Origin of the sequence: Paraburkholderia terricola (genome assembly GCF_900142195.1) — a bacterium.
GTDB lineage: Bacteria > Pseudomonadota > Gammaproteobacteria > Burkholderiales > Burkholderiaceae > Paraburkholderia > Paraburkholderia terricola.
On sequence record NZ_FRAB01000074.1, the window covers coordinates 1 to 18,848 of the forward strand.

General features: G+C 62.7%; 28 protein-coding genes and 1 pseudogene. 9 read left to right on the plus strand and 20 right to left on the minus strand.

Annotated features, from left to right (window positions below; genetic code table 11):
- The first annotated feature begins 256 nt into the window (after positions 1-256).
- The 3 genes and pseudogenes from BUE39_RS35810 (at position 257) to otsA (ending at position 2,479) form a co-directional block, all read left to right on the plus strand.
- Positions 257-476, plus strand: a pseudogene (locus BUE39_RS35810) (hypothetical protein).
- A 151-nt stretch (positions 477-627) separates the two neighbouring features.
- The gene (locus BUE39_RS32385) at positions 628-840 is read left to right on the plus strand and encodes a hypothetical protein (RefSeq protein WP_073432707.1); all 213 of its coding nucleotides are present in this window, start codon (positions 628-630) and stop codon (positions 838-840) included.
- A 211-nt stretch (positions 841-1,051) separates the two neighbouring features.
- The gene (otsA, locus tag BUE39_RS32390) at positions 1,052-2,479 is read left to right on the plus strand and encodes an alpha,alpha-trehalose-phosphate synthase (UDP-forming) (RefSeq protein ID WP_073432709.1); all 1,428 of its coding nucleotides are present in this window, start codon (positions 1,052-1,054) and stop codon (positions 2,477-2,479) included.
- A 180-nt stretch (positions 2,480-2,659) separates the two neighbouring features.
- Here otsA and BUE39_RS32395 read toward each other — a convergent pair whose 3' ends face one another.
- The 5 genes from BUE39_RS32395 to BUE39_RS32415 form a co-directional block, all read right to left on the minus strand.
- The gene (locus BUE39_RS32395) at positions 2,660-4,105 is read right to left on the minus strand and encodes an MFS transporter (protein ID WP_073432711.1); all 1,446 of its coding nucleotides are present in this window, start codon (positions 4,103-4,105) and stop codon (positions 2,660-2,662) included.
- A 137-nt stretch (positions 4,106-4,242) separates the two neighbouring features.
- Complete coding sequence (locus BUE39_RS32400) at positions 4,243-4,746, minus strand: YbhB/YbcL family Raf kinase inhibitor-like protein (RefSeq protein WP_073432713.1); 504 nt, start codon at positions 4,744-4,746, stop codon at positions 4,243-4,245.
- Between the two features lie 161 nt (positions 4,747-4,907).
- Positions 4,908-5,354: a very short patch repair endonuclease gene (locus BUE39_RS32405; RefSeq protein WP_073432714.1), complete on the minus strand. Its 447-nt coding sequence runs from the start codon at positions 5,352-5,354 to the stop codon at positions 4,908-4,910.
- 42 nt (positions 5,355-5,396) lie between these two features.
- The gene (dcm, locus tag BUE39_RS32410) at positions 5,397-6,683 is read right to left on the minus strand and encodes a DNA (cytosine-5-)-methyltransferase (protein ID WP_073432717.1); all 1,287 of its coding nucleotides are present in this window, start codon (positions 6,681-6,683) and stop codon (positions 5,397-5,399) included.
- 274 nt (positions 6,684-6,957) lie between these two features.
- Entirely contained in the window at positions 6,958-7,284 is a 327-nt protein-coding gene (locus tag BUE39_RS32415; RefSeq protein WP_073432719.1) for a hypothetical protein, read from the minus strand.
- A gap of 163 nt (positions 7,285-7,447) precedes the next feature.
- On the opposite strand from BUE39_RS32415, the gene BUE39_RS32420 reads away from it, so the two are divergent.
- From BUE39_RS32420 to BUE39_RS32440, 5 genes are all read left to right on the plus strand, one after another.
- Positions 7,448-7,639 (plus strand): CsbD family protein, encoded by a 192-nt coding sequence (locus BUE39_RS32420; protein WP_073432721.1) that lies wholly within the window; start codon positions 7,448-7,450, stop codon positions 7,637-7,639.
- Between the two features lie 192 nt (positions 7,640-7,831).
- The gene (locus BUE39_RS32425) at positions 7,832-8,053 is read left to right on the plus strand and encodes a hypothetical protein (RefSeq protein WP_073432723.1); all 222 of its coding nucleotides are present in this window, start codon (positions 7,832-7,834) and stop codon (positions 8,051-8,053) included.
- 207 nt (positions 8,054-8,260) lie between these two features.
- Entirely contained in the window at positions 8,261-8,965 is a 705-nt protein-coding gene (locus BUE39_RS32430) for a glutathione S-transferase N-terminal domain-containing protein (protein ID WP_073432725.1), read from the plus strand.
- Positions 8,966-9,266: 301 nt separating this feature from the next.
- Positions 9,267-10,286 (plus strand): tyrosine-type recombinase/integrase, encoded by a 1,020-nt coding sequence (locus BUE39_RS32435; protein WP_073432726.1) that lies wholly within the window; start codon positions 9,267-9,269, stop codon positions 10,284-10,286.
- Positions 10,287-10,298: 12 nt separating this feature from the next.
- Positions 10,299-10,514, plus strand: coding sequence for a ClpX C4-type zinc finger protein (locus BUE39_RS32440; protein WP_200799535.1), 216 nt, complete (start codon positions 10,299-10,301; stop codon positions 10,512-10,514).
- 18 nt (positions 10,515-10,532) lie between these two features.
- Here the strand turns inward: BUE39_RS32440 and BUE39_RS32445 are convergent, their stop codons facing one another.
- The 15 genes from BUE39_RS32445 to BUE39_RS32500 all read right to left on the minus strand — a co-directional run bounded on the left by BUE39_RS32445 (position 10,533) and on the right by BUE39_RS32500 (position 17,796).
- Positions 10,533-10,835 carry a hypothetical protein gene (locus tag BUE39_RS32445; protein WP_073432747.1) on the minus strand — a complete coding sequence of 101 codons (303 nt, stop codon included), beginning with the start codon at positions 10,833-10,835 and terminating at the stop codon, positions 10,533-10,535.
- A 69-nt stretch (positions 10,836-10,904) separates the two neighbouring features.
- Positions 10,905-11,636, minus strand: a complete 732-nt coding sequence (locus tag BUE39_RS32450) for a PRTRC system ThiF family protein (protein WP_073432730.1) — start codon at positions 11,634-11,636, stop codon at positions 10,905-10,907.
- Complete coding sequence (locus tag BUE39_RS34655; protein WP_143032040.1) at positions 11,633-12,028, minus strand: hypothetical protein; 396 nt, start codon at positions 12,026-12,028, stop codon at positions 11,633-11,635. Before BUE39_RS34655 ends, BUE39_RS32450 begins: the two co-directional genes overlap by 4 nt.
- The gene (locus BUE39_RS32455; protein WP_073432732.1) at positions 12,025-12,816 is read right to left on the minus strand and encodes a PRTRC system protein A; all 792 of its coding nucleotides are present in this window, start codon (positions 12,814-12,816) and stop codon (positions 12,025-12,027) included. The genes BUE39_RS34655 and BUE39_RS32455 overlap by 4 nt, the downstream gene beginning before the upstream one ends.
- 3 nt (positions 12,817-12,819) lie before the next feature.
- Entirely contained in the window at positions 12,820-13,530 is a 711-nt protein-coding gene (locus BUE39_RS32460; RefSeq protein WP_073432734.1) for a PRTRC system protein B, read from the minus strand.
- Positions 13,527-14,594: a PRTRC system protein F gene (locus tag BUE39_RS32465; protein WP_073432736.1), complete on the minus strand. Its 1,068-nt coding sequence runs from the start codon at positions 14,592-14,594 to the stop codon at positions 13,527-13,529. The genes BUE39_RS32460 and BUE39_RS32465 overlap by 4 nt, the downstream gene beginning before the upstream one ends.
- Positions 14,591-14,773 (minus strand): hypothetical protein, encoded by a 183-nt coding sequence (locus BUE39_RS35040; RefSeq protein ID WP_143032041.1) that lies wholly within the window; start codon positions 14,771-14,773, stop codon positions 14,591-14,593. Before BUE39_RS35040 ends, BUE39_RS32465 begins: the two co-directional genes overlap by 4 nt.
- A 5-nt stretch (positions 14,774-14,778) precedes the next feature.
- Complete coding sequence (locus tag BUE39_RS33930) at positions 14,779-15,162, minus strand: PRTRC system protein C (RefSeq protein ID WP_084561534.1); 384 nt, start codon at positions 15,160-15,162, stop codon at positions 14,779-14,781.
- 11 nt (positions 15,163-15,173) lie between these two features.
- Positions 15,174-15,701 (minus strand): PRTRC system protein E, encoded by a 528-nt coding sequence (locus tag BUE39_RS32475; RefSeq protein ID WP_073432738.1) that lies wholly within the window; start codon positions 15,699-15,701, stop codon positions 15,174-15,176.
- Between the two features lie 26 nt (positions 15,702-15,727).
- On the minus strand, positions 15,728-15,934 hold the full coding sequence (locus tag BUE39_RS32480) for a hypothetical protein (RefSeq protein ID WP_235005014.1): 207 nt from the start codon (positions 15,932-15,934) through the stop codon (positions 15,728-15,730).
- 36 nt (positions 15,935-15,970) lie between these two features.
- Positions 15,971-16,261 (minus strand): hypothetical protein, encoded by a 291-nt coding sequence (locus tag BUE39_RS32485; RefSeq protein ID WP_073432741.1) that lies wholly within the window; start codon positions 16,259-16,261, stop codon positions 15,971-15,973.
- Between the two features lie 2 nt (positions 16,262-16,263).
- Positions 16,264-16,470, minus strand: coding sequence for a hypothetical protein (locus BUE39_RS32490; protein WP_073432743.1), 207 nt, complete (start codon positions 16,468-16,470; stop codon positions 16,264-16,266).
- A gap of 10 nt (positions 16,471-16,480) precedes the next feature.
- On the minus strand, positions 16,481-16,609 hold the full coding sequence (locus BUE39_RS35970; RefSeq protein WP_268802012.1) for a hypothetical protein: 129 nt from the start codon (positions 16,607-16,609) through the stop codon (positions 16,481-16,483).
- Between the two features lie 191 nt (positions 16,610-16,800).
- Positions 16,801-16,962 (minus strand): hypothetical protein, encoded by a 162-nt coding sequence (locus tag BUE39_RS35045; protein ID WP_159442612.1) that lies wholly within the window; start codon positions 16,960-16,962, stop codon positions 16,801-16,803.
- A gap of 108 nt (positions 16,963-17,070) precedes the next feature.
- Complete coding sequence (locus tag BUE39_RS32500; RefSeq protein WP_073432749.1) at positions 17,071-17,796, minus strand: XRE family transcriptional regulator; 726 nt, start codon at positions 17,794-17,796, stop codon at positions 17,071-17,073.
- Between the two features lie 408 nt (positions 17,797-18,204).
- Between BUE39_RS32500 and BUE39_RS32505 the strand changes: the two genes are divergently transcribed.
- Positions 18,205-18,848: phage regulatory CII family protein (locus tag BUE39_RS32505; RefSeq protein ID WP_235005015.1), on the plus strand; the 644-nt coding region annotated here is incomplete at its 3' end.

Here is an 18,848-nt window from a genome sequence, read left to right on the forward strand (position 1 = left end):
AAGCCAGGAGACCCGCTTGAAAGCTGGCGGTGTGAGCCGCTTTCTTTGCCTACTTTCTTTGCGGCGGCAAAGAAAGTAGGTGCCGCCCCGCACAGGGGCAACCCCAATAGACCACTAACAAATCAAGGAAAGGCCAACAAAACCACCACCAAAACCACCACCGCCGAGCAGGCAAAAAAACCGGCGCAACCAAAACCCAACCGGCACACCCCTTGCTCCCCTCGAATACAGACCACAAAAAGACGAGGAAACCGACATGCCACACCACGCCGCCGCGTCCGCGCTCCCCCTGCATGCGCACCGCCCCGAGCCGATCGAACCGCCATCGCCGCCCAACACGCCGGGCGAGCCGGACATCATTCCGAATCCGACTCCCGAACCAGCCGAACCGGTGCCGCCGCCGATAGGCGATCCCGCCGCAACCCACCCAGGCGCCACAGGCCTGTCAGCGTCGGCCGCGAGGCATGCAACTCTGACACGCCCGGCGCGCCGTGCCCCATACTGGCGAGGCGAATTTATGTACTTGTTACAAAGCCGACGCATCTTTTACCGGCAATCCGGCGCCATGAAGCCCTAGACTTCAATTGATGCCGCTCATCGCGGCGGGCTTCCCTGGAGGCAGCGATCATGAGACACCCAGCACTGCGACGTTCCGCGCGCCACGCAAAGCGCGATTCCCGGCCCGACGCCGCCAAAAGCGGCCCGCCGACGTCGCCCGATCCCGCCGCGCAGAACCGCGTCGCGCCCGACGCCCCCCCGGACGGCGAGCACAATCAGGGCGGCGTGCGCCCGGAAGGCCTCGAATACCAGCGCGATCTCGGCTCCGAGCAGGACGCCTGAGTTCGCGCCCCCGCAGGCGAAAACCGTCCTAACGTCGATCGTATAAGCAGAAAAAATTTCTTCGCGACGCGAACAAGTCGCATGTTCCTGCTCGTCCGTCACATTTGCATACATTTTTATTTCGATTCCTTGCGAAAACGGCACGCGGCTTGCGTGCACGTTGCGGCACATATCCGTATGCAACGAAACAACTGAACTAGGTGGAGCGCCAATGAGCAGACTGATCGTGGTATCGAATCGTGTCGCGCCGACGCAGGAAGGCCGTCCCGCAGCGGGAGGTCTTGCGATCGGTGTGCTGGACGCGTTGAAGGAAACCGGCGGCGTCTGGTTCGGCTGGAGCGGCGAGACGGTGAGCGAGCCGTCCCCTCCGGTGATTGAAAAGCAGGGCAACGTGACCTACGCGACGGTGGGCCTCACCAAGCGAGACTACGACCAGTACTACCGCGGTTTCTCGAACGCGACGCTGTGGCCGACGTTCCACTATCGCAATGACCTGTCGCGCTATGACCGCCAGGAGTACGCGGGTTATCAGCGCGTCAACGCGACGCTCGCGAGGCAACTGAAAGAACTGCTCAGGCCCGATGACATCATCTGGGTCCACGACTATCACCTGCTGCCGTTCGCGCGCTGCCTGCGCGATCTCGGCGTGAAGAACCCGATCGGCTTCTTCCTGCATATTCCGTTTCCGGTGCCCGAGGTGCTGCGCACGATTCCGCCGCACGACGAACTCGTCAAGGCGATGTGCAGTTACGACGTGGTCGGCTTTCAGACCGAGGCGGATCGCCAGTCGTTCGTCGACTTCATCGAGCGCGGCCTGCACGGCACCTCGAGCGAGGACGGCATGGTGCACGCGTACAACCGCTTTCTCAAGGTCGCCGCGTACCCGATCGGCATCTATCCGGACGCGATCGCCAAGGCCGCCGAGCAGTTCACCGACCGCAAGCCGGTGCGCAGCCTGCGCGACGGCATGCGCGGGCGCAAGCTGATCATGAGCGTCGACCGTCTCGACTATTCGAAGGGCCTGGTGGAGCGCTTCCAGGCGTTCGAACGGCTGCTGCTGAATGCGCCGGGCTGGCACGGCCGCGTGTCGCTGGTGCAGATCGCGCCGCCGACGCGCTCGGACGTGCAGACCTATCAGCGGATTCGTCAAACGCTGGAGGGCGAAGCGGGCCGCATCAATGGCCGCTTCGCGCAACTCGACTGGACGCCGATTCAGTACCTGAACCGCAAGTACGAACGCAATCTGCTGATGGCGCTGTTCCGTCAATCGCAGGTCGGCTATGTGACGCCGCTGCGCGACGGCATGAATCTGGTGGCGAAGGAATACGTCGCGTCGCAGGACCCGGCCGATCCGGGCGTGCTGGTGCTGTCGCAATTCGCCGGCGCCGCCGAGCAACTGCCGGGCGCGCTGGTCGTCAATCCGTTCGATCTGTCGCAGATGGCCGAGGCGCTGGAGCGTGCGCTGTCGATGCCGCTCGCCGAGCGTCAGGCGCGTCACGCGGACATGATGGCGCCGATGCGCGAGAACAACCTGTCCGTCTGGCGCGATACGTTCCTCGCCGATCTGCGCAACGTCGCGACGGCATCGTCAGTGACGGCCAAAGCGGTAAAGCTCGCTGACGTGACGGCTTCGTCGTAGCTGGATCAGCGGCTGCGCGGCTATCGCCGGGAATGCGCATGCTGGTCACGTCTGAACCGCGATGTAGGGAAACGCGAAGAGAAAAGAAGGGCGCGGATCGCCGTGTGCGATGCGCGCCCTTTTCGCATCCGCGTGATTCGTGCCTATCGCGAATGCACGACGAACGGATGTACGACGAAGTCAGGCGGCTTGCGGATTGGCTCGCTGCGTGATCCGCATCATGCTGACCACCGCGGCGAGCGCCGAAAAACCCGCGGCCACGTACAGCGCGACGGTTGGTCCGTGGTGAGGCGCGACGCCGAAGATCAGCGCGACCAGCGCTGCCCCGAGCGTCTGCCCGGTCAGCCGCGCGGTGCCGAGCATGCCGCTCGCGCCGCCGCTGCGCTCGCGCGGCGCGGACGCGAGGATGGTGCGGTTGTTCGGCGACTGGAAGATGCCGAAGCCCACGCCGCACAGCGCCATGCGCCACGCGATCTGCACGGGCTCAGGATGCGCGCCCAGCGTGGCGAGCAGCAACAGGCCGGCTGTCAGCGTGGCGAGCCCGACGCCGCCCAGCCAGCCTGACGACACCTTGTCCGCCAGCACGCCGGCAATCGGCGCCGCGACGATGATCACCGCCGGCCACGGCGTCATCAGCAAGCCGGTTTCCACTTGCGACAGACCCAGCGTGTCCTGCAACAAAAACGGCAGCGACACGAAGGCGAGCATCTGCGCGCAGAACGAACAAACCGAGGTGCCGATCGACAGCGCGAACACCGGAATCCTCAGCAAGTCGATCGGCAGCAGGGGCGCCGCCTGAGTCAACTGACGGCGCACGAAGAAGTAACCGATCACCACGGCCGCGAGCACTTCGAGCACCACATAGCCGCGCTGTTCGCCGTGGCCGAGGCCGTCGAGCGCGAAAATCAGCAAGCCGAACACGAACGCGTTCATCACCGCGCTCAGGTAGTCGTAGGGCGATTCATGGCCGGGATTCAACGGCAAAGCCTTGAAGCCGCCGACGATCGCCGCGATGCCGATCGGCACGTTGATCGCGAACAGCCACGGCCACGCAGCGACGGCGAGCACGCCGGAGGCGACCGTCGGCCCGACCGCCGACGACACCGCCACCACCATCGCGTTGATCGCGATGCCGCGCCCGAGCTGCGTGCGCGGATAGATCATGCGCACGAGCGCGGTGTTCACGCTCATGATGCCCGCCGCGCCGAAGCCCTGAACCACGCGAGCGAGCGCGAGCATCGGCAGCGAGGTGGACAACGCGCAACCGAGCGACGCGATCGTAAACAGCATCAGCCCGCCCAGATAGATGCGCCGATAGCCGATGCGGTCGCCGAGCGAGGCGAGCGGCAGCAGCGAAATGGTGATGGCGAGCTGGTAAGCGTTGACGATCCAGATCGAGCCGGCTGCGCTCGCGCGCAGATTTCGCGCGATGGTGGGCAGCGCGACGTTGGCGATCGCGCTGTCGAGCACAGCGAGCGTGAGGGCGAGCGCGATGACGAGCATCGCCCAGTAGCGTTGCGGGATCGGCAAGCCCGATTCGGCGCTGTCCGCGTGCGTGGCCTCGGGAAGCGTGTCGGCGGCCTCGGCCGGTGTGGGGTCGTTCTGGCGCGATGGTCGTGCGTGCATCGATTATTGGATTTGTAGTGGAGCGGCTCGGCTGCGGCACGTCGAGCCGCCCGCGCTGCTTGCCGCATTCGGAAGCTCGACCGCGGCAGCGGCGACGCCGGTGCCCGTTGTCGCGCACCGGCGTCGCGTGTTCCGCGTTACTTGAGTTCGTACAGGCCGGTGTGGGTGGCGGAGTCGATTTCGTTCAGGTGCGTCATGAAGCGCGCGACCGCGTTGGTGGTCTCCGCATTGACCGGCAGATGCGGCACCTTCAGCGCATGCAGCCGGAAAATGTAGCGATGCGTTCTGTCGCCTCGCGGCGGCGCGGCTCCGCCGAAGCCGACCGTGCCGTAGTCGTTGCGCAATTGCAGCGCGCCTTGAGGAAGCAGCGAACCGTCGGCCTTACCGGCATTGCGCGGCAGCGAGCGCGCGTCGGCCGGAATGTTGACCACGATCCAATGCCAGAAGCCGCTGCCCGTGGGCGCGTCGGGATCGTGAACGGTGAGTGCGAAGCTTTGGGTATCGGCCGGCGGCGCGTCCCACTGCAGGGCGGGCGAGATGTTCTCGCCGTCCCCGCCGAACGACTTGTCGTGGTATTCCTGGGCTTTCGACATGAAGCCGTTGGTGGGGAAATCGTCGGACCAGAGACGGAAATCAGCCATTGTGTGCCTCCCTTCCTGGTTGGTTCTGGGATGCTCGGGGCGCGAGATTTCGCTGCCGGCTCACTGACATGGCGGCGCGCGAAAGCGCCTTGCGTTAGCCAATTGAGTGTAGCACCAGCGGCCTCGGCATTCGCGTGAGCACGGCATGCCGCAAGCGGCTTTCAGCCTCGCTCCTCGAAGGCCGGCGCGTCGCTTTTCAGCCACTCGACAAGCCGTTGCAATATACCTTCGATATCACGATTGGCGCCACGCAAAGCGCATTCCCACACGACGGCGACGCGCCAGCCGTTCGCCAGCAACGCTTCACGCACCTTGTCGTCGTTGCTGCGATTGCGGCCGATTTTCTCGCGCCAGAACTCGGGCCGCGTTTGCGGCCACTTGAACAGATGGCAGTCGTGGCCGTGCCAGAAACAGCCGTGCACCAGCACGACGGCGCGGTAGCGCGGCAGCACGATGTCGGGGCGTCCGGGCAGATCGCGCGCGTCGAGGCGAAAGCGAAAGCCTTGCCGATGCAGCAGGCTGCGGATCAGGATTTCCGGCTTGGTGTTGCGGCCGCGAATGCCGGACATCATCCGGCTGCGCGTCGCGCTATCGACGATATCGACCATGGTCAGGGTTGTGGCGACGCACCGGCGCGCGCATTGGAGGTTTCACGCATGGAGCGATAGAGCCTGCCGCGAGCCATCGTGCGTCGTCCCGGCGAGCAGCGCCTGCACGTGCGGCAGCATGATGCGCGCCACTTCGTGCATCACGGGCATGACGACGCTGTTGCCGAATTGCCGATACGCCTGGGTGTCGCTGACCGGAATCCTGAAGGTATCGGGAAAGCCCATCAGCCGTGCGCACTCGCGCGGCGTGAGGCGGCGCGGGCGCAGCGCCTCGCCTTGATAAACGAGGATTTCCGAGCCGTCCTTGTGATAGCGCGCCGACAGCGTGCGCGTGACGCTGTCCGGATAGGCCATGCCGAAGCCGAAACCGTTGCCCGCCGCGCGGTGCTTGTCCGCGTAGTTTTGCAGGTAGGTCCAGAGGTTCGGGGTGAGCGTGTACTTGGGCTGCACGCGTTGGCCGGCGTGATCGAAGAAGCGGTCGTGATCCCACGGCAGCACCGGCTCGCCGCCGTCGGTGCGGTGCAGGATCGAACCGAGGCGCGGGCCGGTTGTCGGCAGCTTCAGGTCGTCCCAGCAAAAGCCGGTCTTGCCGCGAAAGCCGACGATGATGATGCGCTCGCGGTGCTGCGGCGTGAAATGCCGGCCGTCGACCACGCGGTAATGCACTTCGTAGCCGAGTTCGTCGCGCAAGGTTTGCAGGATCACGTCGAAGGTGCGGCCCTTGTCGTGCGAGAGCAGATTCTTCACGTTCTCCAGCAGGAACGCGGCGGGGCGCTTGGCCGCGATGATTCGCGCGACGTCGAAAAAGAGCGTGCCTTGCGTCGTGCATTCGAAACCGTGCGGCCGGCCCAGGGCGTTTTTCTTGCTGACCCCCGCGATCGAAAACGGCTGGCAGGGGAAGCCGCCGAGCAGGACGTCGTGGCTCGGCACGTCCTCGGCGGGGAACGACACGATATCGCCGATCAGCGCGTGCGCGTCGCCGGCGGGGTAGTTCTCGCGGTACGTCCTGGTGGAAAAATCGTTCCATTCGCTGGTGAAGACGCACTCGCCGCCATGCGCCTCGAACCCCATGCGAATGCCGCCGATGCCGGCGAACAGGTCGATGAAGCGGAATCGGGCGTCGCCGGCCGTGCCGTTCGGGCCACTCGTGCGCGCGCCGGTGTGCAGCAGGTCGCGCAACGCCGGCTCCAGCATGGCCGGACAAGGCGTTTCGCCTTTTTCCCAGCGACGCACCGTCTTGATGTCCTTGCCGACGTGTGCGGCGATTTCGCGTTGAGTGAAGCGGGCGCGCGCCTGCCTGAGCAGGTCGAGCGGTGCGGCGAGGGTCACGGGTGTCCTTGCTGGGAATTTTTGCGGACATTATGACCTAAGGTCGTCCCATTTTTCTCGGTTTTGGGCTGGATGGGCAGGAAATTTCGAACGCTACCGGGCGGAGATCGGCTAAACGTCTTTGTCACATTGGGTCGTGTACGCTTGCGGCGTGACGCGAAGTCCCCGCGTTGCGACGTGTTGAGGCCGCGGCGTCGTTCGCGGCCATTTTTTTAAGCGGGAGGCGGGGGCGTGACCTGCGTTGTTGGGTTGGGCTGCGCACGGCTGCCGCGCGTCAGGCGAACTGGCCGGCGTCGGTCGAGTAGGGCGGGGGAAACAATGCGGCGGCCGCGGGGGCCAGCCTGTCCCATGCGAGCGGCGGACCGCTTTCGAACTGATCGAGTTGGAGCAGGAGGCTGTCGACCGCGCACAGTTGCGCGTGGGACAAGCTGCCGGTGTCGAGCAACTGGAACAGACGCTGGCGCCAGTAGGCGGCGGGGAAGATCGGTCCGCCCAGGTCGCCATGCAGGGCCGGCCGCATGATTCGCGTGATGTGCGCGATGTCCCGATCGGCCAGCGCGGCCTGCGATGACCCCGAAAGCGTGATGAGTGTGCGGTTCATGGCTCCTCCTTGACGGGTTTACGGCAGGCCGCTGCGGGACTTTAGCGGTTTTTTTGTGCGGGCCTTTCGCTGCAGGAATCGACGCGAACGCAGGCTGGTACGCCCGTTGCTGAAAAAGGCTACTGGCGTAGTGTCGCGCCGACATGCGGATAGGGAGGCGAACATGAACAAGGATCAAGTGAAGGGTGCGGGCCAGCAGGTCAAGGGCAAGGTGAACGAAGCCGTGGGCAAGGCCACGGACAATCCCGGCAAGGAACTGAAGGGCGGTATGCAGCAAGGCGCCGGCAAGGTCCAGAAGGCGTACGGCGATGCAAAGGAAGACGCCAAGGACGACGCAAAACGCAATAGGCCGTAATTGACGTTGGCATGCAGCTCGACGGGAAGGCGCTTCGGCGCCTTTCTTTTTTCGACGCCGGGCCTTGGAGACGGGACTTCGGCGGCGCGGTCGATCTCGCCTGGGAGTAACCCGGTGTCCGCGCCGCGGACGTTTCGCGCGCCGCGCGTCGCCTTTAGACTTGGCGCATCCAACAATAAGCAGGAGACGCCCATGACACCCGAAAAAGTACTCTCGATGTTCGAGCGGCAGTACCTGGAGGGCAAGGTGCCCGTCGACCTCGAACCCGTTTGCGCGAGTTTTGCGACCTGGCTTGCTTCGGCCTGGGATCAGTTCGACGGCGAGCAGAAGATGCTGATGCTGACCATCGGCGCGGCATTGTGGCGCGAAGGATATAACCTGCGCGCCGGCACGGCGACGAAAGACTTGTGGTGACGGCGGGCGTCGGTGGCTTTGGTGAGTGAACCGGCTGCGGAGCGAACTCCGAAGTCCCACGTTCGCTGATGCGCGTTTGCGCACGCGTTGCGCGGAGTCGGTTTATATTTGGCGCTCGCGCGTTCGGGGCCTTGATTTCGGTCGGTCGACCGATGGTCCCGAGTCCAATTACCCGTCGCCACTCTCGCACAAAGGTTACGTCAGCACATGAGCGATCTATCCGCCTTCCCGATCACGAAGAAATGGCCTGCCGCGCATCCCGAGCGGATTCAGCTCTATTCGCTGCCCACGCCCAACGGCGTGAAGGTGTCGATCATGCTCGAGGAGACCGGCCTGCCGTATGAGCCCCACCTCGTGCGCTTCGACACCAACGATCAGATGTCGCCGGAATTTCTGTCGGTCAATCCGAACAACAAGATTCCCGCGATCATCGATCCGCACGGTCCTGACGGTAAGCCGCTGCCGCTGTTCGAATCGGGCGCGATTCTGCTGTATCTCGCGGACAAGTCGGGCCAGTTGATTCCACGCGACGCCGCCGGCCGTTATGAAGCGATTCAGTGGGTGATGTTCCAGATGGGCGGCATTGGCCCGATGTTCGGCCAGCTCGGTTTCTTCCATAAGTTCGCCGGCAAGGAGTACGAGGACAAACGTCCGCGCGATCGCTATGTCGCCGAGTCGAGGCGCCTGCTCGGCGTGCTGGACCAGCGGCTCGAAGGGCGTGAGTGGCTTCTCGGCGACACCTATTCGATTGCCGATATCGCGACGTTTCCTTGGGTGCGCAATCTGATCGGTTTCTATGAGGCGGCTGAACTCGTCGGCATCCAGGATTTTGCGAACGTGAGGCGCGTGCTGGCCGCGTTCGTCGCCCGTCCGGCGGTGGCGAGGGGGTTGGAGATTCCGAAGCGGCAGTGATGCATTCCTAGGGAATCTGGGTTGTGTTGGGCAATTGTGGGTAGAAAAAAGCCCCGTGGCGCAAGGCTTACGGGGCTTTCTTATGCAAACTTGGGAAGTGCTGGGAAGCTACTTGGTCCCCCTGACAGGGACATCCGGCCTACCCATCAGACTCCGGCAGAATCCACCGAAGTATTTCAAACCCTTGCCCGGCAAGGCTTTGAGGCTGACTCGAAGATACGGATTCGATTCCTAACTCCTCCAGAATCCTCCAGCTTTCCTGTATCCTTTACGCCAAATTTACGCCAACTTTGGAAGGGATATGGCCTCATACCGGAAACGCGGCTCGACCTGGCGCGCGGAAGTCGCCAAGGGCGATATACGCGAATCGGGCACGTTCGATACCAAAGCCGAAGCCGTCGCCTGGGCGACGAAGCTCGAGGCGGAGATCGACGCCGGACGCCGTCGATCATACTCCAAGGTGCAGAAAACCCTGGCCGACACGATGGACGAATATCTCGACAAGGTGTCACCCGGCATGGGCAAACACGACTGGAACGTGACGCGCATCGCCTTTTTCAAGGAGCCGGAGCAGATGGGAGGCTTCGTTGGCGATCTGGTGCGCAACATCAAGCCTGAGCAGATCACCCGCTGGCGTGATAAACGACTGAAAGTGGTCAAGTCGTCGACGGTCAACCGGGATCTCAACCTGTTATCGGCCATATTCGAGGCCGCCCATAAAGACTGGAAGTGGATCCATTCGAACCCGGTGCACGAGGTCAAGCGGCCAAAGGATCCGCCGTCGCGCAGGCGCCGTGTGCCCGATGAAGATGCGCGGCTCATGACGACGGCGCTCGGGCTGACGGACGACGGGCCCGTCAAGACGACCCAGCAGTACACCGCGCTTGCTTTCCTGATCGCGATCGAAACTGCGATGCGCCAGGGCGAGATCGTCGGTACGATGCGATCGAATCTGCATCTGTCGCAACGCTATGTGCACATTCCAAAATCGAAAAACGGCGATGCGCGCGACGTCCCGCTCTCTTCAAAAGCGATGGCGCTCTTCGAAAGACTGCCCGAGATCGAGGGCGAGCCGCGATGCTTCCCGATTGCGCAGGCGAGCGTCGACGCGCTCTGGCGGAAGGTTCGAACGAAGGTGGCGAAAGAGAAACCGCATATTGCGGATCTGAATTTTCACGACTCGCGGCACGAGGCGACGACGCGACTGTCGAGGAAGCTGAACGTGCTGGCGCTGGCCAGGATGATCGGCCACCGCGACATTCAATCGTTGATGATTTATTACGACGAGACGGCCGCTGAGTTGGCGGCCCGTCTTGATTGAGGTGGGTTGCGTGTGAAAAGTGCAAATAATGTGTGGCTGTGCGACTTCTGCGGCAAGAACCAGTACTCGGTCGAAATGATCGTGGCCGGGCGCGACGACGCTGCGATCTGCGACGAGTGTATTGACCTGTCCAAAGAGATCGTCGATGAACGACGACTGGAAAACAAGCCCTCGTCCGTCGTTGAGGCCGCCAGGGGTTGGGCTCGCAAGCTGGGTCAGAGGCGTTAGGTAACCAAAACTCTCCCGTCAATGCACTTGCTTTCGCCGCCGCCCCGGTCGGGGCGTGGGCAGTACTCCTTTGTTCATCCGTGCCCACTCGAGTACGTCGCTGGCGAACCAGCGGCGCTGCGCCTGCTTGCTGTCGACGGGGCGCAAGGCGGCGGGAAATCCCTGACGCGTGACGACGCGCAACTCGACCGTTTGTTTTGACAGGCCAAGCCATTCACCGATCTGTTCGGTACTCCAGAGAGTTTCCTCGAGCTTGCGCGGTTTTTCCAGAGCGGCGACGAGGCGCGTCAGCGCGGGCAGTAGTTCCTTCAGTTCAGTCATGTCCATAGTTCACCCCTTGCGGCGGGAATCAAAGAGTAGCGCCCGCTTTTTGCGACGCTATGTAGTCGATCACGATTTATTCACAGGCAGTGGCCGCACATGACCGGTTTTGAGGTTGACGAACGCGCCGCACCAGGTGAGCTGTCTGTGCCGGAAAAACTCCCACAGAATTCCTAGCGCTGGCGTGACGATCGCCTGATTGATGAAAAGCTCCTGACGCTCGAGCGCCTCGGCAAGTCCGCAGCTCGGCGTGTCGTCTTCGGGTACCGATGTGTCGATCAGTTCCGGCAGCACGTCATACGGCCAGCGCAGCGGGACGCCTCCGGCGTGCGGCGCGGACGGGCTGGCACCGAAAATGACCTGGCCGTCGCTGGTGCGATTGCCGAGATCCATCACATAGGCTGCGGTGCTTCGAAGCGTCCTGGCCAGCTTCGCGCGGGCCGCCGCACTGTCGACACAGACAATCGCGATGCTCGCGCCGACGTGCACCAGTTCGCTGGCGCCTGCATGTATCGGCCGCGCATGCCAGTCGAGGCCAAAGAACGCATTCAGACGATGGACCAGCACGACGCTTTTGTGCTGGCCGATGTCGGCGGGGCTGAACAACTGCCGGCCGATGTTTGCCTCGCTCACCGTGTCGCCGTCGAACGCCGTGACCTGCAGACCGGGATGCCCGAGCGCAGTGAGTGCGTGGTTCAGCCGTGCAAGGCCCGTTAGCATCTGCGAGCCATTGCCGCCGCAACCGATGAGGGCTACATTCACGCACTTTTCGAGGAAGTGCGCGGGCGTAATATGCGTCATGGCACCCTCCGCAGCACGGGTTCTTTCCTCCACCATAGCGGGCCAGAGTCACGGCCGATCAGCGCTGCACATTCAGCGATTGCGCGGCGCTGCGCGCGACGCCGTTCAGCGCAATCCAGATCGGGCAGCCTGTCGACGTTGATATCTTCGTGCGCAAAAACCAGCAGCGCACCCACGCCCGCTGACGCTGCGACATACCCATCGTGATGAGTGACGTTTACGCGTGCCGCGGCTGCCAGTTTCGCTGAGTCAGAATCGCGCCTGAGCGGATCGAACGGGCTCCACTGAGCAGAGGGATCATGGCGCGGGCGCACGTGGACGACCGCGTGATATCGGCGCGACTCCCAGTTCGCGGCGCGCGCCGCGTAGTGAATGATGTCCAGGTTGTTCATGCTGGCTCCGGAACTTTGAAAATCGCGTCGGCCGGAACCTTGAGTGGCACGAACATGCCGAGTACGCAGAGCCGGAAGGCGACGCTCGGCGTAGCGCCTTCGCCGAGTCCGCCGAGCACCGCCGAGATTTTCACCTCGCCGGCGTCGTCGGCGTTGTCCTGGTCGCTGAAGAAGGCCGCCCCGTCACCGTGGCTATGGATATCGATCGCGAGGCTCTCATGTGCGGCGAGTTGCGGTCGTTCGAACGTGATCGACCCGGGCGTAGCTTTTGAGACATGCAACGCCTTGTAGGCCAGTTCCTTCTTCTGCTGATCCCACACGACCCATGCTGCGTGTTCATTCGGCAGCGCTGCTCGCGCCTCCTCGGCGAATGCCTGCAGGAACGGGAGCGCAACGCCGAGTCGGCCAAAGGCGAGTTCGATCTTCGGCTCGATGTCGCCGTACGGCGGGCGCGGGCCGGTATCGTTGTGCTTCGCGAGTTGTTGGATGACGTGCAGCCAGGGGCGGCGCACTTCGATGAATACGCCTTGCGCCGTCATGAGAAAGCGGTGGCCGACATCGGCGAGCGGCGCGAACTTTGCGTGTTTCGGCACGGCGACGGTCGGAGCGCTGTCGAACAGCGCGGCATCGAGCGGGAGGTTTTCGTCGTCTTCGGCCGCAGCGATCGCACGTGGTTTGACGCGGGCCAGTTCGTCAGTGACGCCTTGCGAGAATTGCTCAAGCGCAGCGGCGATGGTTTTGAGGCCCTCCTGGGTGGCGTTCTGGAATGAGGCGAGCAGTTTATCCATGATTCAATCCTTGTCGGTCAGGTTATTGATGACGTCTGCGAGCGTGCGTTTGGTGTCGATTAACTGGTGGAGGGGGAATTCGGCGCCCTCGAGCAGATCGAGCCAGAGTCGCACGGCGCCGCCGCGTCTGCGGATCAGGCGAGGGGTGTTCGCGTGCGTGAAACGGCTGCGAAAGAACGCGTCTTCATACGGCTTGATGCTGTCGCTGCTGATCGTCTTCGGCGTGTCGGCGTTGCCAACGCAGATACGCCCGTCGTCCCACACGTTGAAGTAGGGCGCCTGATACAACCTGGAACCCGCGCCCGGGCGTTCGTTGTGGCGAAGCGCAAATACGGACCAGCTGCGCCTGTTGACGATGAACAGCAGCGGGGGGTGATTGCACTCGCCAGAGCGATCGGCGAGCTTGCTGGTCGTTTTGAACCAGACCCTGCGCGTGCCGGCGGGAAGCCACCATGCGAGCGTGTTAGGAGCCAGATAGACCACGCGGTCGTGCACGAAACCCCGATAGCTGGTACGTCTGGCCGCCAGTTCGACGAAATCGGCGAGGCCCTCGAGCGTCATCGGCGTGCCGGGCAGTAGTACGGGGCGATCATCCACAACGCGCGCTGTGTGCTGTGTCGCATAGATGTCGCCGGCCTTTGATCTGTAAAAGAGCAGCGCGGCGTCCAGTTCAAGGTCGATGTTTCCGCGGTGATGGATCACAACGTCGTTCATGCGAACACCCTTACAAGAGTGCGCTGTTGTTCAAACTCCCTCGAGCCGAGCAGGTCGAGTACGCGCTCGGCCGCGCCGGCAAGCATTGCTGTCGCGCGCATCTGTTGCAGCCAGGTCGAAATGGAGTTATCGGAAAGGCGCAGGCCGGTGATGGCGGCGGCCTCGATGCAATCGCCCTGGGCGCATTCGTGACCGAAGTCGTCAATGACTCGTCCGATCGAGTCGTCTTCTGTCCATCGCAGGATCAGCGTGAAGTCGACGAGTTCGCCGCCGGCATCGGGTGACGAAAGATCGGCGAACGGCCCGCACCAGCGCAGCACCTGCCACAGCTCGTCCATTGCGTTCAGGACGGCTTGCGCAAAAGCATCCGGCCTCGCAGCACGTGAAAGCTGCGCGCGAGACAGGGCGCGGTTCGGGTGCCGTACCCATTTCGGCATGCGCCCATAGATCTGGCTGTGGGTTACGAAGTCGGTCTCCGAGAGAAGCTCTTTCTTCGAGGCGACGCCGTAATACATCAAGGCGTTCTTGATGGCCGCACTTTCGTCGCAGATCCCTTGCCAGTAGGTGAATTCGGCGATGCTTATTGCCGTGCGCGTGGTGCACACCAGCGGAAGCAGGTCGAGGGCGTCGTAGAGCGCTGCCAGTACCGTCTGGCCGAACCCGGCGCGCAACCCTTCGAGGTGTTCGACGGCCGGCCCTACGCAAACCTGAGCGCAACTGAACGGGCCGTGACGCGTGCCGAGCCGTGCCCATACCAGATCAGGATTGGCGTCGCGGGAGCTTGGACAATAATCGCCACCGTGCAGGCGGAATTGGTCCTGCTCAATGTGCAGGTGCCAGTCGAATCGCGTAAGGTCTCCGGTGATTTCGCGCCATCTGCGTGTCAGCGCTTTCGCGCAAAGTGCAATTTCCGACGACGGCCGGCGCGAGACGTCGGCCTCGGAGATCACGCCGTTATCGAGGAGTGACAACGCGAACGGCCGGGCGAACGCATCGCCTGTCTGAATGACGTAGCGCGGCGGAATCCCGTCGAGTGACGGCAGGGCGATGGATGAAAAGCTCATGGCAGCACCGGCATCTGTTCGCGTGGCAACTGAAGGCGCGGGCCCGTGCTGCGTCTTCTCGCTATTTCGAGCAGCGCGTAGGCAAGCTGGCCACCTAACGCCACGCCCGGTAAGGCGGGGGTGTCCGGACCACACAGCGTGCCGCGCTGCAATTCCCGGCGCAATTGATCGAGTGTCATGGCGATCAGGCGACGTAGCGGTTGAATAGCGCCCCGATAAACACGACTTCCTCGTCGAGCAGCGGGCATGCGTGGGCGGTTGCGAAACGGTCCGTTTCGTTCAGGTACGCGCGCACGGAGTGCGAAACGCGGTCGGAACGCAGAATCTCGTCGATCTGCAGGCGGACATCGGGTTCGGCAGTTCCCGATCCCTTGGTGCCGACTGCACGACGGAACGTGAAGACGTTCCTGTTGCCGACGACATCCGGCCCCTCGATCTCGGCGTTGACGATCTCCGGATAGGTGTTCGCGTAAAAATCACGAACCTGCTGGAGCGTGAATGTCGGGGAGGGATCGGTCAGTTTCGCGCCGTTGTACCTGAACTCGCGCGCAAGTGCCTGGGTCTTCATGGGCGTGCTCCTCAGAAAATGTCGACGCCGTCTGCGTCGGGTGCTGCTGCCACCGCCACTGCATCGGCGGGAGCGGGCGGCGTGTCGCCGGCGGCGGCTGCTTCGCTGTCGAGGCCGGGAATCGCGGTCTGCCGCGGGTCGACGGGCAGCGCCTCCTGCTCGACCCTGTCAGTGGCCACCGGCGGCTGGTTCGAATCGGCTGCATCGCCCGATCCGCTTCGTACCTTGCGTCCCGGCTTGCCCTTCGTTGCGGCGGGTGCCGGCGCGGACTTGCCCGTTCCGTTGGCCTCGCTCGCTGCGCGTGCCTGGTCGAGTACCGATTGCGTACTCGGCTCGTAGATCGCGACAGCCTCTGCGAAATCGCGATCGAGTTCGTCGGGAGTGGCGAGGATCGACAGCGGATAGAGTGTCTTTTCGCCTTTGACGTCATCCTTGGCGCGCGGCGTGACGTTCACGCGCAACTGGTCGCCTTCGGCCGTAATCAGCAGGGTGAGCGTCGTTTTCTGGGCAAGCGGATACAGCGATGCAAATAGGGACATTTGCCTATCTCCGGAGAGGTTAAGAGTCAGTGCTGCTGTGAGCGCCACTCGACGAACGGGCGGCGCAAAAGGTTGTGGAAGCGTTCTGCCGCAGCCTTGTCGGTCGCTAGCGCCCGGCGACTGTCGATTCCGCAAACGGTGCGGATGATTTCTGCCGCTTCTTCGGCCGTTAGCTGTTCGACCTGTGACGCGGACGACAGCCACTCGCGAAACCTTGGATCGCGCGGCAGCATGCCGGCGAGTTGCGATATGTTTGGCATGGTTGGTCATCAGGCCGCGAGGCCGTCGTAGTTGCGATCGGCGAAGTCTGTGTCGCCGGGGAAGCGGCCGGTGCCATCGCTGCGATACCAGCAGAAAAGAGAGCCCCGGCGATGCGGAAACCAGTAGCCTTCGCAATCGCACCGCGTCTTCGTTGTATCGCGCCGGTTCATCCAGCGGTCGAGCCGGTAGGTGCGCCGGCCACAAACGGAGCAGCGCGGCAAACGGGCGAACTGGTCGGGGTGTCTGCGCAGGCAGCGACGAGTCGCGCAGTGGCAACAACGGACGTGATATCGGATCATGGTCAGTCGTCGAAATCGCCGCTGGCGCGACGCTTCACGTCGCCTCGTTCACGAAGGCGACGCTGTTCGCGGAGCTCGCGGGCGCGCGCCGACGATTCGAGCGTCTGCCGGACCTCGGGTTTCTGGATGGCCGTGTCGAAATTGCCCACCATGTGCAGCAGCTGCCATTCGACGCGAAGCAGGTGCCGGGGAAGGTGGCTCTTGTCCATGACCATCGCCTCAGATTTGCCGGGGCGCCGCAGCGCGAACGACCGGAGCACCGTCGTCCTCGGAATCGACCGCGGCGAGGGCGAACGTCACGAGTGCGGCGATTAACCAGATCTGCCAGAGCGGAAGCGGTTTTTTCATCGCGTGTCCCGCTGTCCGAACGCCAGAGAGATGCCTGCGGCGAGCACGGCGCCGGCGAACGAGCGAGTACGCTGATAGCAGTCCCGCAGGGAGTTCTCGTATTGTTCAGTTCGGCGTGGCCGCTGAATGAAGGCCGCCAGCTCGCCGTTCGTGAGGCGCTGGCCAATTGCGGGGCTGTGGCTGCTCATTGCTCAGCCCTGAACGCGAATGACGTCAATCACGCGCGCGCAGCCCGTCAGACGCATAGCGAGATGCGCCGCGTAGATTGCGTGGATGGCTTTGAGTTGGATGAAGGGCGTGAGCGGACTCGGCTCATCGCCCTTCATAAGGTAGTAGCAGCGGTACGACGACATGTGACTCTCCAACAAACTAGGTTGGTTGGAGAATAACAAACAAAATTGGTTACATCAACAAATTTACTTTGTTGTGACGGTCGACGCCTGCTTTCCTACCGCCCGTAATTACGTGGCCGGGCCTGCCCCAGATCGATAAACGAGCTTTCCAACGATCCTGAGCAGGCCCATCTCGGTCGCGGGGATAAATCGATCCGGGAATGCCGGATTGTAGGAATGCAGGCGTACGCCGCCGCCGGATTCTTTGAAGACCTGCTTCACGAGGGCCTCGTCTTCAAAATGGACCGCGTAGATTCCCCCATCTGACACCCGCGTCTTCGCTTCGTCGATCATGAACACGTCGCGATGAAACAGGAAGGGCTCCATGCTGTCGCCGCGGACGACCAGTAACTTGCAGTCTTGTGGCTTTGAGCCGATTGAGCGGAAGAACGACATATTGAACGGTAAAGCCTTCTTTTCCCGTACTTCCCACTGAATGGCCCCGTTGCCCGCCGAAAAATGATACTCATACTTGTCAATCCACACTCTTTCGGAATCCTCGGGTAGGTCTTCGGGCGTCTCCCATACGAGCACGCCTCCTTTTTGTTCTTGACGTTCGGCTGACTCGCCGCCGTCTGCCTGCACTTCGCCGAATGTGAGCCGCGCCGACGTCACGCCTAGCACTCGGGCGATTGCGTCAAGTTCCCGAGGCCGCAGTGATTTCCCCGTTTCGATATTGTTGATGTACTGCTGGCTGATTGGCTTTTGCGAAAGCTTGGTCGCTTCTTGCGCCAGGTCGGCTTGGGAGAGTCCAAGTGCTTCGCGAGCGCGGCGGAGGTTGTGGGCGAGGTTCATGCGCTGAGAATACAAATAAATTTTGTGCCCCACAAACACACTTAATTTGTTGAATCAACAAACAAGCTTTGTTATGCTGGGCGCCTCTGAACGAGCGGGTAACAAAGTGCGAAGTCTTGGACTGGTCCGGGCAATTGGTCTTGCGGGTACGCAGGCTGCGCTGGCAAGCGCGCTACAACGAGTTGCGCCCAACGTGAAACAACAGCACGTCAGCTATTGGCTCGCCCATGGCGTCCCGCTTCGCCGCGCGCAGCAAATCGTCCAGGTACTGCCCGCGGCGGGACCGGTAGCCGACTTTTATATAGACGTCGGTGACGCCGTTGATTGCGACTCCCTGTGCGGACCGGCTGGCTGAACCAGTCGTGCCATGAAAGTCGCAAATGCCAATTCGGATCGCCGCGACTGGATATGGGCGTAGATCACCTCTTTGGTTTTTCGAGCGAGGAACGAGCGCCTCGCCGTGCCGGGCCTTTTCCCTTGCTTGTTCATTTGCTTCACCGTTTGTTGTTGATGGACGCATCGTATGAAAACAGTGCGTGCGTAAACAGCATGAAAAACAGTTATCCACAAGGGGTTAGCGTGACCTGCCGATACAGCGATACAACATGGACCGATGTGCTCTACACCTCAGTGCTGAAAACGCCGGGAAAGGTTGAGGATGCCGCGCGCTTTCTTACCGACCGTCGCGGCATCCGCATTACTGGCGAATCGCTTCGTCTGAAACTGCGCGAAGTGGAGGGCGCCCGGATCTCGGGCGAAATGTTCGAGCTGCTCGTCGAATGGATGCTTGAGAAAAACCAGCCGCACGCGCTCGATGCCGTGCACGCGTTCAATGCGCGCTTCGGCCTGGTGGCAGCGCTGAATCAGCGGCCTGATCCGGAAGAGGGTATTACTGCGCTTGTCACCGCTGCGCTCGGCGTGAGCGACAAAACCGGCCGCCTCGCGGAGGAGGTTCGGCGCGCCGCATCCGATGGCGTAATCGATCCTCGCGAAGTTGAGGCGATCGAACGGATCGGGCGCGACGGTCAGCGTCAGATCGAGCAGACGATCAC